At 73.2% G+C, this 12,659-nt stretch carries 12 protein-coding genes; 7 read left to right on the plus strand and 5 right to left on the minus strand.

Annotation, left to right across the window (positions count from 1 at the left end; all coding sequences use genetic code 11):
* Nucleotides 1–107 precede the first annotated feature (107 nt).
* From AB0J53_RS20710 to AB0J53_RS20730, 5 genes are all read right to left on the minus strand, one after another.
* Nucleotides 108–1,166, minus strand: coding sequence for a hypothetical protein (locus AB0J53_RS20710; RefSeq protein WP_364174465.1), 1,059 nt, complete (start codon nt 1,164–1,166; stop codon nt 108–110).
* A gap of 114 nt (nt 1,167–1,280) precedes the next feature.
* Nucleotides 1,281–3,887: a Tex family protein gene (locus AB0J53_RS20715; RefSeq protein ID WP_364174468.1), complete on the minus strand. Its 2,607-nt coding sequence runs from the start codon at nt 3,885–3,887 to the stop codon at nt 1,281–1,283.
* A gap of 27 nt (nt 3,888–3,914) precedes the next feature.
* Nucleotides 3,915–4,064: a hypothetical protein gene (locus AB0J53_RS20720; RefSeq protein ID WP_364174471.1), complete on the minus strand. Its 150-nt coding sequence runs from the start codon at nt 4,062–4,064 to the stop codon at nt 3,915–3,917.
* Nucleotides 4,065–4,103: 39 nt separating this feature from the next.
* Complete coding sequence (locus AB0J53_RS20725; protein ID WP_219510217.1) at nt 4,104–4,328, minus strand: hypothetical protein; 225 nt, start codon at nt 4,326–4,328, stop codon at nt 4,104–4,106.
* The gene (locus tag AB0J53_RS20730) at nt 4,321–4,776 is read right to left on the minus strand and encodes an RpiB/LacA/LacB family sugar-phosphate isomerase (protein WP_364174474.1); all 456 of its coding nucleotides are present in this window, start codon (nt 4,774–4,776) and stop codon (nt 4,321–4,323) included. Before AB0J53_RS20730 ends, AB0J53_RS20725 begins: the two co-directional genes overlap by 8 nt.
* Before the next feature lie 122 nt (nt 4,777–4,898).
* Here AB0J53_RS20730 and AB0J53_RS20735 point away from each other — a divergent pair, with 122 nt between their 5' ends.
* Genes AB0J53_RS20735 through AB0J53_RS20765 form a run of 7 tightly spaced genes read left to right on the plus strand, consistent with a single transcriptional unit; the run spans nt 4,899 to nt 12,636 of the window.
* Entirely contained in the window at nt 4,899–5,972 is a 1,074-nt protein-coding gene (locus AB0J53_RS20735) for a DUF917 domain-containing protein (protein WP_364174477.1), read from the plus strand.
* Nucleotides 5,965–7,512: a hydantoinase/oxoprolinase family protein gene (locus AB0J53_RS20740; RefSeq protein WP_364174479.1), complete on the plus strand. Its 1,548-nt coding sequence runs from the start codon at nt 5,965–5,967 to the stop codon at nt 7,510–7,512. Before AB0J53_RS20735 ends, AB0J53_RS20740 begins: the two co-directional genes overlap by 8 nt.
* 18 nt (nt 7,513–7,530) lie before the next feature.
* On the plus strand, nt 7,531–9,168 hold the full coding sequence (locus tag AB0J53_RS20745; protein WP_364174482.1) for an ABC transporter substrate-binding protein: 1,638 nt from the start codon (nt 7,531–7,533) through the stop codon (nt 9,166–9,168).
* Nucleotides 9,169–9,171: 3 nt separating this feature from the next.
* On the plus strand, nt 9,172–10,188 hold the full coding sequence (locus AB0J53_RS20750) for an ABC transporter permease (RefSeq protein WP_364174485.1): 1,017 nt from the start codon (nt 9,172–9,174) through the stop codon (nt 10,186–10,188).
* Nucleotides 10,185–11,030 carry an ABC transporter permease gene (locus AB0J53_RS20755; RefSeq protein ID WP_364174488.1) on the plus strand — a complete coding sequence of 282 codons (846 nt, stop codon included), beginning with the start codon at nt 10,185–10,187 and terminating at the stop codon, nt 11,028–11,030. The genes AB0J53_RS20750 and AB0J53_RS20755 overlap by 4 nt, the downstream gene beginning before the upstream one ends.
* Entirely contained in the window at nt 11,027–11,764 is a 738-nt protein-coding gene (locus AB0J53_RS20760; RefSeq protein ID WP_364174491.1) for an ATP-binding cassette domain-containing protein, read from the plus strand. Before AB0J53_RS20755 ends, AB0J53_RS20760 begins: the two co-directional genes overlap by 4 nt.
* The gene (locus tag AB0J53_RS20765) at nt 11,761–12,636 is read left to right on the plus strand and encodes an ABC transporter ATP-binding protein (RefSeq protein WP_364174494.1); all 876 of its coding nucleotides are present in this window, start codon (nt 11,761–11,763) and stop codon (nt 12,634–12,636) included. Before AB0J53_RS20760 ends, AB0J53_RS20765 begins: the two co-directional genes overlap by 4 nt.
* Nucleotides 12,637–12,659: the final 23 nt, after the last annotated feature.

Genomic DNA, 12,659 nt, shown 5'->3' on the forward strand with positions numbered 1-12,659 from the left:
AGAGGGGTCCGTCGTCCGCCCCTTTCCGGTGGGGTGGGGTGGGCCGGTCGTTTCCTTCGGGAGGGGAGCGTCCGTTCCCGGGCAGGTGTCCGAGAGAAGGCGGGGGCTCAGGGGTGGTGTTGCTGGGCGATGCGCTTGCCGAGGCTCGCGAGGGAGTCGTCGGCCATGAGCGCCGGCAGGTGCGGGGCGTCCTCGTCGATGCGGCGCAGGATCTCCGGGTGGTCGCCGTGGTGGCGGGTCCAGGCGCGTACGACGTCGGGCATCGCCGCGACGGCCGCGTCGGACAGGATCGCCTCACGGGGAAGCCACGAGGTGAGGAACCGCGTCACCCTGGCCGGGCTCCACCACAACGGCCGATCCCCCAGGAACTCGACGAGCTTCTCGAACGCCTCCCGAGCCCCGGGCACATCCGGAAGATCGTGGAATCGGGTGATCAGGTCGTCGGCCGGGTGGCGTACCGGGTCGGGGACGGCGCGGGCGCGTGACAGCGCTAGCGGGCGGACGGCGGGCAGCGTCTCCGCGACCTCCGCCCCCAGCACCAGGTCCGTCACCTCGAACGCGTCGAGGATCCGCCCGGCCACGACCCCCGGATCGGTGGGGGCGAGGTCGAGGTCGTCGAGGAACTTCGGCTCCTCCACGACCGCGTCGACGGCCAGCCCGCCGTGCACCTGGTCGATGGCCACCACGAGCAGGTGCGGCTCCTTGCCGTCGGTGTAGCGGAAGGCGAGCGCGGCCAGGGTCTGCTCGCCGTAGCGATCTGCCGGGCCGTACCATGCGCCGTCGCAGGTGACCTGCCCCATCCGCGCCACCCAGCCGGCCAGCGACCCCGTCGCCTCGACCCCGGCCTGCCGGTACGGCGCGACGACGGAGGTGTCGGCGGGGGAGTCAGTGGGTGCGTCGTCGCCGTCTGCGGTCTCGCCTTCGGCGGTGTCCGGTGGCGGTGCGGCGGCCTGGTCCTCGGTGGGGTGGAGGGCCGCCAGGGCGGCGAGGGTGAGGCGGGCTTCGGGGCGGTCGTCGCGTACGAGCTGGGCGAGGAGCCGGTCGTCCCCGGCCGCCTCCAGGTCGGCGGTGAGCCGGGCCGCCCACAACTCGGTGCGCAGCGGCGAACGCCACCTGAGCAGGTCGCGAGCCTGGTTGATCGTGGTGTCGAACGCTGTGGTGCTCACCCCTCGACCGTATCGCCCCGCACCTCCACGACAGGGCGTACGGCCTTCCGCTGAGGGCGATCATCCCGGGAGCCCGCCGTTCCGAGCCGGTGGAGGGAACGGCGGGCCCTGGGGTCAGCGGGTGGTGTCGCCGCCGAGGCCGGCCTTGCGGAGGGCTTCGGCCATGGCGCCCATCGGCTGCGGGCGGTCCTGGCGGCGCTGGCCGCCACGGTTGCCGTCGCCGCGACCGCGCTGTCCGTCACGTCCGCGCTGGCCGCCGTCGCCGCGACCGTTGTCGCCACGGCCACCGTCGCCCCGCCCACCGTTACCTCGGGCACCGTCACCCCGGCCGCCGTCGCCGCGACCACCGTCACGGCCGCCGTTGCCGTTGTTGCCTCGGCCGCCGCGGTTGCCGTCGCCGCGCTGGCCGTCGCCGCCGCGGCCACGCTGGGCGCCGTCGCCCCGGCCGCGGGAGCGGCCTTCCCCGCGGCCGCCGGTGCCGCCACCGGCCGCGCCGTTGCCGTTGCCGTTGTCGGAGGCGGAGGCGTCCGCGTCGGAGCGGCGGCCGTTGCGGCGGCCGTCGGCGCCGGTGGCCGTGGGGAGCTCGTCGTCGAGGCGGAGGGTCAGGCTGATGCGCTTGCGCGGGATGTCGACGTCGAGGACCTTGACGCGGACGATGTCGCCCGGCTTGGCCACCTCGCGGGGATCCTTCACGAAATTGTGGGACATGGCCGAGACGTGGACCAGCCCGTCCTGGTGGACGCCGACGTCCACGAACGCGCCGAACGCCGCGACGTTCGTGACCACGCCCTCCAGGATCATGCCCGGCTCCAGGTCGGACAGCTTCTCCACGCCCTCCTTGAACGTCGCCGTCTTGAAGGCCGGACGCGGGTCGCGGCCGGGCTTCTCCAGCTCGCGCAGGATGTCGGTGACGGTCGGGAGGCCGAAGGTGTCGTCGGTGAACTCCTCGGGCTTCAGGGCCTGCAGCGCCGACGTGTTGCCGATCAGCGACTTGAGGTCGGCGCCCGCCGAGCTGAGGATGCGCCGGACCACCGGGTAGGCCTCGGGGTGCACGCTGGAGGCGTCGAGCGGGTCGTCGCCGCCGGGGATGCGCAGGAAGCCCGCGCACTGCTCGAACGCCTTGGGGCCGAGCCGGGCGACGTCCTTGAGCGCGGTGCGGGTCTTGAACGGCCCGTTGGCGTCGCGGTGGCGCACGATGCTCTCGGCCAGCGTGGCGCCGATGCCCGACACGCGGGTGAGCAGCGGGGCCGAGGCGGTGTTGACGTCGACGCCGACCGCGTTGACACAGTCTTCGACGACGGCGTCGAGCGACCGGGACAGCTTGGTCTCGGCCAGGTCGTGCTGATACTGGCCGACGCCGATCGACTTGGGGTCGATCTTGACCAGCTCGGCGAGCGGGTCCTGCAGCCGGCGGGCGATGGAGACCGCGCCGCGCAGCGACACGTCGAGCTCGGGCAGCTCCTGCGAGGCGTAGGCGGAGGCGGAGTAGACGGACGCGCCCGCCTCCGACACCACGATCTTGGTGACCGACGGCATGAGCTTGACCAGCTCGCCCGCCAGCTTGTCGGTCTCGCGGGAGGCGGTGCCGTTGCCGATGGCGATCAGCTCGACGCCGTGCTTCTGCACGAGGGCGCCGAGCACGGCCAGCGACTGGTCCCACTGCTTCTTCGGCTCGTGCGGGTAGATGGTGGTGGTCTCGACGACCTTGCCGGTGGCGTCGACCACGGCCACCTTGACGCCGGTGCGCAGGCCCGGGTCGAGGCCCATCGTGGCGCGGGTGCCGGCCGGGGCGGCCAGCAGCAGGTCGCGCAGGTTGGCGGCGAACACACGCACGGCCTCGTCCTCGGCCGCCTGCCAGAGCCGCATGCGCAGGTCGATGCCCAGGTGGACGAGGATGCGGGTGCGCCAGGCCCAGCGGACCGTCTCGGTCAGCCACTTGTCGGCCGGACGGCCCCGGTCGGCGATGCCGAAGTGGCCGGCGATGCGCAGCTCGTAGGCGGCGGTCTCCTCGGGCTCCAGCGTGACCGTGAGCACTTCTTCCTTCTCGCCCCGGAACATCGCCAGGATCCGGTGCGAGGGCAGCTTGGTGAACGGCTCGCCGAACTCGAAGTAGTCGGAGAACTTGGCCCCCGCCTCCTCCTGTCCCTCGCGCACCTTGGAGACCAGCCGGCCGCGGCTCCACAGCTGCTCGCGCAGGCCGCCGATGAGGTCGGCGTCCTCGGCGAAGCGCTCGATCAGGATCGCCCTGGCGCCTTCGAGCGCCGCCGCGGCATCGGCGACGCCCTCGGTGACGAACGACTCCGCGAGCTGGGCCGGGTCGAGCGCCGGGTCGCCCAGCAGCTTGTCGGCCAGCGGCTCCAGCCCGAGCTCGCGGGCGATCTGGGCCTTGGTGCGCCGCTTGGGCTTGTAGGGGAGGTAGATGTCCTCCAGGCGGGCCTTGGTCTCGGCCGCCATGACCTGGGCGCGCAGGTCGTCGTCGAGCTTGCCCTGAGACTCGATCGACTCCAGGATCGCCGTCCTGCGCTCTTCGAGCTCGCGCAGGTAGCGCAGCCGCTCCTCGAGCGTGCGCAGCTGGGCGTCGTCGAGGGCGCCCGTGGCCTCCTTGCGGTATCGCGCGATGAACGGCACGGTCGCGCCGCCGTCGAGCAGCTCGATCGCCGCCCGCACCTGCCCCTCGCGCGCGCCGAGCTCTTCCGCGATCCGCTGGTGAATAGAGAGCACTTGCCTGCCTTTCGATGGTCCCGCCGGTCAATTGTGCAGGACGACGCCGTCTTCCATGACCAGGGTGCGCCGAGGGTGAACGGCCGCCTCCCCGCCGGGCCGCAGGTCGCGGGGCGGGTCGGCGGCCGGCCCGCCGAGCACCCGCGGGCGGCCGTCGCGCAGGAGGACGTCCGTCATGCCTGCACCCTAAAGCGCCGCACCGACGATTCGGCGCGGTCAGGCGGGGCGGCCGGCGAAGAGTTCGAGGTGGAAGCAGCGGGGGCAACGGTAGGCGTCGATCTCCCACCTCGGGCGGCCGGACAGCTTGGCCCCGCCGAAGACGCCGCGCTCCAGAGCGCCTTCCACCCAGTTGGCGAAGCCCTGGGAGTACTGCCCGCTGTCCATGACGAAGCCTGTCTGCAGCCCTGTCGCGCCGCAGTGGGTGCACCGGAAGTCAGCCATTGCCCGACGATATCGGGATCTCGGCGAGATGAGAGATGTTCGCCTGATCGACGGCATCGGCGCTCGGCCTGCTCGCGAACCAGGCGTCGAGGATCTCGTCGAGCACCACGGCGGAGGTGAGGCGGAGGCTGAGGGCGAGCACGTTGGCGTCGTTCCAGGTGCGGGCGCCGCCCGCGGTGTAGGCGTCGGCGCAGAGGGCGGCGCGGACGCCGGGCACCTTGTTGGCCGCGATCGACGCGCCGGTGCCGGTCCAGCAGCACACCACCGCCTGGTCGGCGCGGCCCTCGGCGACGTCGCGGGCCGCCGCCTCGCAGGCCCAGGCCCAGTCGGCGCGCTCGCCGTCGTTGAGCGCGCCGTGCGGGACGACCTCGTGACCGCGCTCGCGCAGCGCCGTCACCACCCGCTCGGCGATCCCGTCGAGGCTGTCGGCGGCCACCGCGATCCGCATGGCGCTCCTTCCGGGGGTCAGGTTTCAGGCAACGTGTTCAGCTCTATCAGACAACGGAATCAGCGACGAGAGGAGTAACCGGCTGGCGCGATCACCCCGTATGTGCTTGGTTGTGTCGCCATATGGACATCGTTGAAGATGATATTTCCGCTCTTGCGCGGGGATGTGCGGTCCTGGGCACCGGTGGCGGCGGTGACGTGCGGACCGGGGCGCTGGCCGCGCGGCGGGCCATCAGGACGTACGGCCCCGTCCCGCTGGTACGGCTCGCCGAGCTGCCGGAGGACGCGCTGATCGTCCCGCTGTCGGGCATCGGCGCGCCGACCGTCAGCCACGAGATGATCCACGGCGAGGACGAGCCCAGGCGCATCGCCGAGGAGGTCGAGCGGATCTTCGGCCGCCCTCCGGCGGCGGTGATGTCGTCCGAGATCGGCGGCGCGAACGGCGTCGCCCCCGTGGCGTGGGCGGCGCAGCTCGGCCTGCCGCTGCTCGACGCCGACGGGATGGGCCGGGCGTTCCCCGAGGTCCAGATGGTGTCCATGTACGTGGCGGGGCTGCCGGCCGACCTGGTGGTCATGGCGGACGTCGCGGGCAACGTGGTGACGATCCGCCCGGTGGACGGGCTGTGGTCGGAGCGGCTGGCGCGGGCGGTGTGCGTGGCCGCCGGGTCGCACGCGCTGATGGCCGACTACGTGATCACGGCCGGGCGGGCGCGCGGGGCGGTGATCGAGGGCACGGTGACGCGGGCGCTGAAGATCGGCCGGGCCACCGAGGGCGCCGCCGACCCGCTGGAGGCGCTGCGGAGCGAGCTGGGCGCGGTCCGGCTGATCACCGGCAAGCTCACCGACGTCGAGCGGCGCACCAGCGGCGGGTTCGTCAGGGGCACGGCCACGATCGAGGGCACCGGCGGCGACCGGGGCCGCACGCTCACGCTGGAGCTGCAGAACGAGAACCTGGTGGCGGTCGAGGACGGCCGGGTCAGGGCCATGGTGCCGGACCTGATCACGGTGGCCGACACCGAGACGGCCGCCGCCGTGCAGACCGAGGGCCTGCGTTACGGCCAGCGCGTGGCGGTGCTCGCCTGGCCATGCGACCCGCTGTGGCGCACCCCCAGGGGGCTGGAGACGGCCGGGCCTCGGGCGTTCGGCCACGACCTGGAGTACGTGCCCGTCGAAGAACTGGAGACGCAGCATGGCTGACTTGCGTGTCGGGGTCGACGTCGGCGGCACGAACACCGACGCCGTCGTGCTGGACGGCTCCGACCGGGTGATCGCCAAGGCCAAGCGGCCCACGAGCCGGGACGTGACCGAGGGCCTGCGCGCCGCCCTGGACGCCGTGCTCGCCGGGCTGGACCCGTACGCGAGGAAGCGGATCGGCCGGGTCATGCTGGGCACCACGCACGCCACGAACGCGATCCTGGAGCGTCGTGACCTGGGCCGGGTGGCCGTGCTGCGGCTGGGGGCGCCCGCGACCACGTCGGTGCCGCCGCTGTCGGACTGGCCGGATGAGCTGCGCGAGGTCGTGTCGGCGGGCGAGGCGGTGGTGCCGGGCGGGCACTACGTGGACGGCCGGGAGATCGGGCGGCTGGACCTGGACGCGATCCGGCGGTTCCTGGACGGGACGGACGCCGACGCGGTGGCGGTCACCGGGGTGTTCAGCCCGTCGAGCGCCGGGCACGAGCTGGCCGTGCGGGAGCTGGTCGAGGCCGAGTACGGGCTGCCGGTGTCGGCGAGCCACGAGATCGGCTCGCTGGGGCTGCTGGAGCGCGAGAACGCGACCGTGCTGAACGCGGCGCTGTACCGGGTGGCCGCGCAGGTGACCGGGGCGCTCACCGCGACGCTGGCCGAGCGCGGCCTGGACGCGCTGCCGTACCTGGCGCAGAACGACGGCACGCTGATGACGGTCGAGCAGGCGGCGCGGCTGCCGGTGTCGACCATCGGCTCCGGGCCGGCCAACTCGCTGCGCGGGGCCGCGTTCCTGTCGGGGGTGCCGGACGCGATCGTGGCGGACGTGGGCGGCACGTCGACGGACCTCGGGGTGCTGGCCGGCGGGTTCCCGCGCGAGTCGGCGGCGGCCGTGGAGATCGGCGGCGTGCTCACCAACTTCCGCATGCCGGACATCCTGGCGATCGCGCTCGGCGGCGGGACGGTGGTGCGCGGCCGGGCCGTGGGGCCGGACTCGGTCGGCTACCGGATCGCCGAGGAGGCGCTGGTGTTCGGCGGCCGGACCCCGACGCTCACGGACGCCGCCGTGGCCGCGGGCCGCCTGCCCGAGGGGCCGGCGGGCTGGGCGGACCGGCTGGCGGCGTCCGGCGCCGATCTCGCGGAGCTGCGCGCCGCGCTCGCGCTCGCCGACGCGGCGGCCGCGGACGCGGTGGACCGGATGGCGCTCGGCCGGGCGGGCCGGCCGCTGGTCGTCGTCGGGGGCGGCGCGTTCCTGCTGCCCGCCGACCTCCCGGGCGTGAGCCGGGTGATCAGGCCCGAGCACGCCGAGGTCGCCAACGCCGTCGGCGCCGCCATCGCCCTGGCGAGCGGCAGAGTCGATACGATCATGCCTGCGCACGAAAGCCGGGCAGAGGCTATCGAAAGGGTTAAAGAGGAGGCGGCTGCCCGAGCCGTCGCCGCGGGCGCGGATCCGGCCGGGGTCGAGATCGTCGACCTGCTGGAGGTGCCGCTGAGCTACCTCGCCGAACCCGCCGTGCGCGTACACGTCAAAGCCGCCGGACCCCTCGCGCGGTGACAGAGAAAGGATCCCCCCATGCGCTGGCACAAGCGCCTGCTGGTCGCCGGAGTCGTCGGAATCCTGTCCCTGGCCGCGTCCGCGTGCGCGGGCGGCCAGGTGCGCGGCGCCGGGGGCACCCCGCAGCCGACGGCGGGTGACGGCACGGGCGCCCCGACGGCGGCCCAGGCCGAGCCGGGCGGCAAGGAGAACGACGCCACGTTCGTCTACGCGCCGAACCTGGACGTGGTGACCGACTGGGACCCGGCGTCCTCGTACTCCAACGAGATCATCGCCATGTCCAACATCTACGAGGGCCTGACCCGCTACAACGCCGAGACGAAGAAGCCGGAGCCGCGCCTGGCCACCGAGTGGTCGTCGGCGGACGACGGCAAGCAGTGGACGTTCAAGCTGCGCCAGGGCGTGAAGTTCCACACCGGCGCGCCCATGGACGCCGAGGCGGCCAAGAAGGCCATCGAGCGCACGATCAAGAAGAACGCGGGCGCGGCCTACATCTGGGGGGCCGTCGACACGATCGAGGCGCCGGACGCCTCGACGCTGAAGTTCTCGCTCAAGTACGCGGCGCCGCTCGACCTGGTGGCCTCCTCCGGCTACGCGGCCTACATCTACGACACCGAGGCCGTGGACGCGGTCGCCGACGGCAAGAGCGACGCCGGGACCGGCCCGTACACGATCGACAGCTGGAGGAAGGGCCAGGAGACCGAGCTGACGCTGAAGGCGTTCGAGGACTACTGGGGCGGCTGGAAGCCCGAGCAGTACAAGAAGGTGGCCTTCCGGGTGACGCCGGAGATCACCACGGCCTGGCAGCTGCTCAAGCGGGGCGAGGTGAACTTCGTCCAGCGGCTCAACCCGCAGCTCTTCCAGCAGGCCGGGTCCACCGAGGGCGTGCAGGCGTCGCAGACGCCGTCGTTCCAGAACCTGCTGGTGCTGTTCAACACCGAGAGCGGGCCGACCAAGGACGTGCGGGTGCGGCAGGCGCTGCAGTACGCCATCGACTACGACGGCCTGGTGTCGGCGCTGAAGGGCTCCGGGCAGAAGGCGAGCGGGCTGGTGCCGCCGGGGCTGCTCGGCCACGTGTTCGGCATGGAGCCGGTGCACGACCTGTCCATGGCGCAGGAGCTGATGACGTCCGCCGGGTACGGGCCCGACAACCCCGAGCTCAAGCTGACCATGACCTACGCGCAGGGCGACGACGACCAGAAGCTGTTCGTGACGCTGCTCAGCTCGGCGCTGAAGAAGCTGAACGTGACCCTCCAGGCGCGGCCGATGGCCTGGAACGCGCAGTGGGACCTGGGCAAGAAGAAGGGCCAGGACGTGTTCGTCATGTACTGGTACCCGGACTACGCCGACCCGTACTCGTGGTTCCTCAACGTGTTCAGGAGCTCGGACAAGCCGGAGTTCAACCTGTCGTACCTGAAGGACGCCGGGATCGACGCGGCGATCGACGGGCTGCCGCGGCTCACGGCCACCGACCCGTTCGCCGCCGAGATGGCCTACGACAAGCTGCAGAAGCAGATCGTCAACGACAAGGCAGCGGTCGCCGTGCCGTACGTGCAGACCTACCAGCGGGCGCTGACGGCGGGCGTGCAGGGGTACAAGGACAACCCGGCCTATCCGAACGTGGTCTTCTTCTACGACCTGAAGCCCGCGGCCTGAGCCGTGGCCCGCTACCTGATCCGCCGGCTCGGCCAGGCGCTCCTGGTCGTGGCCGGCGTGATCGTGCTCACGTTCGTCATCATGCGGCTGGTGCCGGGCGATCCGGCGGTGGCGTACGCGGGGCCGAAGGCGACGCCGGAGCAGCTCGCGCAGGCGCGCGAGCGGTTCGGGCTGGACGAGCCGGTCTGGGTGCAGCTCGGGGCCTACGTCCGGGACCTGGTGACGGGCGACTGGGGCACCAGCCTGCGGACCCGGCAGCCGGTGCTGGACGACCTGGCGCTGGCGTTCCCGGCGAGCCTGGAGCTGGTGGGGGCCGCGCTGTTACTGGCCATCGCGGTGGGCGTCCCGGTCGGGGTGCTCGCCGCCCGCTACAAGACGAAATTTCCGGACCTGGGGGTGCGGGTGGCGAGCATGCTCGCCGTCTCCGTCCCCGTCTTCTGGCTGGCCCTCGCCCTCCAGACCGTCTTCGCCAGCAACCTCGGCTGGTTCCCCGTCGCCGGCGAGTACGACGACAGCCTCAACACGACCAGCCCGCTCACCCTCTGGACCAACATCACGATCGTGGACGCGCTCATCACCGGCAACTGGCCGATCTTCACCAGCACCCTGCGCCACCTGGTGCTGCCCGCGCTCGTCGTGGCCGCCTACCCGGCTGGCGTGATCGCCCAGATGGTCCGCGCCACGCTGATCGAGGAGGCGAGCCAGGACCACGCCCGGCTGGAACGCGCGCTCGGCTTCCGCGAGACGTCCATCCTGACCCGGTTCGCGCTGCGGCCCGCGCTCAACCCGGTGCTGTCACTGATCGCGCTCGTGTTCGCCTACGCGATCGTGAACGGGTTCCTGGTCGAGGCCGTCTTCAACTGGCCTGGCCTGGGCCGCTACGCGGTCGACTCGATCTTCTCCAGCGACACGCCGGCCATCGCGGGAGTCACGCTGCTCGTGGCGCTCGTGTACGTGCTGGCCAACCTGGTCGTCGACCTCCTCCAGGGCGTCGTCGACCCGAGGGCGAGGGCCCGGTGACCGCACTCGTGACGCGCCGCGCCCTGCCCGGCTCCGTCGACAGGCTCGCCTTCGCGGGCGCGGTGCTCATCGTGCTGGTCGTGCTCGCCGCCCTGCTGGCGCCGTGGATCGCGCCGTACCCGGCCGACGAGGTCGATCCGGTCAACGCCCTGCTGCCGCCGTCGGGCGCACACTGGTTCGGCACCGACCAGGTCGGCCGCGACGTGCTCACCCGGGTGCTGTACGGAGGCCGCACGTCGCTGTCGATCGCAGTGGCCGTGCTGGCGGTGTCGGCGGCCGTGGGCGTCACGCTGGGCGTGGTCGCCGGGTACGCGGGCGGCTGGGTGCGCGACGTGATCATGCGGGTCACCGACGTGTTGCTGGCCTTCCCGGCGCTGCTGCTGTCGCTGACCCTGGCCGTGGTGCTCCAGCCGAGCGTGACCACGGTCGTCGTGGCCATCGCCGTCACCTGGTGGCCCTGGTACGCGCGGCTGTCGGCCGCCACGGCCGCCTCCATCGCCAACCGCCCGTACGTGGACGCCGCCCGCTGCCTGGGCGTCCCCGCGCCGCTGGTCGTCGTCAGGCACGTGCTGCCCAACTCGCTCACGCCCGTCCTGGTCCAGCTCTCGCTCGACGCGGGCGGGGTGATCCTCACCGCGGCCGCGCTGTCGTACCTGGGGCTGGGCGCGCAGGAGCCGGTCGCCGAGTGGGGGCTGATGGTGCAGCAGGGCCAGACGCTGTTCACCACGAACTGGTGGGTCGTCACCTTCCCCGGGCTGGCGATCCTGGTGACGGCGTTCGCGTTCAACGTGCTGGGCGAGGGGCTGCGCGGCGCGCTCGACCCGCGGAGGATCGTGAAGTGATCGAGGTGCGCGATCTTCAGGTCGCCTACGGCGGGCGGGTCGCCGCCCGGGTGCCCGAGCTGGAGCTGCGCACGGGCGAGTGCGTGGCGGTCGTGGGGGAGAGCGGGTCGGGCAAGTCGACCACGCTGCTGTCGCTGCTCGGCCTCACCGAGGGGGCCGACGTCTCCGGCCACGTCAGGGTGTGCGGCGTGGACGTGCTGACGGCCACGCCGCGCGAGCTGCGCGCGATCAGGGGCGCCCGCGTGGCCCTCGTCATGCAGTCGCCGCAGGCGGCGCTCAGCCCCACCACCCGGCTGGGCGTCCTCATGCGGCGCGCGCTCCGCCTGCACGGGCTGCCGTCGGGCGAGCGCGTCCTGGCCGAGGCCGCCGAGGCGGTCATGCTCGACCCCGGCATCCTGCGCCGCTATCCGCACGAGATCTCCGGCGGCCAGGCGCAGCGGTTCGCGATCGCGCTGGCCATCGCGCTCGGCGCGGAGGCGATCCTGGCCGACGAGCCGACCAGCGCCCTGGACGTGACCGTGCAGGCCGAGGTGGTCGGCGTGCTGCGCCGGCTGCGCGAGGAACGCGGGCTGGCCCTGCTCCTCGTCTCGCACGACCTGGCCCTGGTCTCCACGATCGCCGACCGGGTGCTCGTGATGCGGGACGGCACGGTCGTGGAGAGCGGCCCCGCCGCCGAGGTGCTGTCGCGCCCGGCCCACCCCTACACCCGCGAGCTGCTGGAGGCCCTGCCGTGACCCTGCTGCGGGCGGAGGACGTGACGCTCGGCTACGGCCGCGCCCCGGTCGTGCACGGCGTGACGCTGGACCTCGCCGAGGGCGGGACCGGCCTGATCGGCGAGAGCGGGTCCGGCAAGACCACGCTGGCGCGCGCCTTCCTCGGCCTCCTCACCCCCATATCCGGAAATATCTGGTACGGCACGCAGAACCTCAGGAAAGCCGACCGGAAGGCGTTCCGGGCCGACGTCCAGCCCGTCTTCCAGGCCGAGTCGCTCGACCCCCGGATGCGCGTCGGCCGCTCGATCGCCGAGGCGCTGCCCAGGTCCGGCCGCCACCGCGTCCCCGAGCTGCTGGAACAGGTCGGCCTCGCGCCGGACCTGGCCACGCGCAGGCCGCACGAGCTCTCCGGCGGCCAGCGGCAGCGGGTGGTGATCGCCAGGGCGCTCGCCGTCCGGCCCCGGCTGCTCATCCTCGACGAGCCCACCAGCGCGCTGGACGTGACCGTCCAGGCCAGGATTCTCGACCTGCTCGCCGGGCTCGACACCGAACGGCTGCTCATCACGCACAACCTGGCCGTCGTGGAGCGGCTCTGCCGGACCTCGCACGTGCTGTTCGCGGGCCGGGTGGTGGAGTCGGGCCCGACGGCCGACCTGCTCGGCCGGCCCGCGCACCCGTACACGCTGGCCCTGCGCGACGCCGTGCCGAAGCTGGGCGGGCCGCCACCGGTGGCGCGGGGGCGGGCGGAGGCCAGGCCGGCGCCGTCGGGCTGCCCGTTCCGGCTGCGCTGCCCGCTCGCGGCGCCGCAGTGCGAGCGGGCGCCGGAGCCGCGCGAGGTGGCCGGCCGGAGGGTCGCCTGCCACCGCGCGGAGGACGTGCTCGCGGGCCCCTGAGGAGCCCGGTCACCGGGCCTGCG

The sequence above is a fragment of the Nonomuraea sp. NPDC049725 genome (genome assembly GCF_040674795.1).
Lineage (GTDB): Bacteria > Actinomycetota > Actinomycetes > Streptosporangiales > Streptosporangiaceae > Nonomuraea > Nonomuraea ceibae.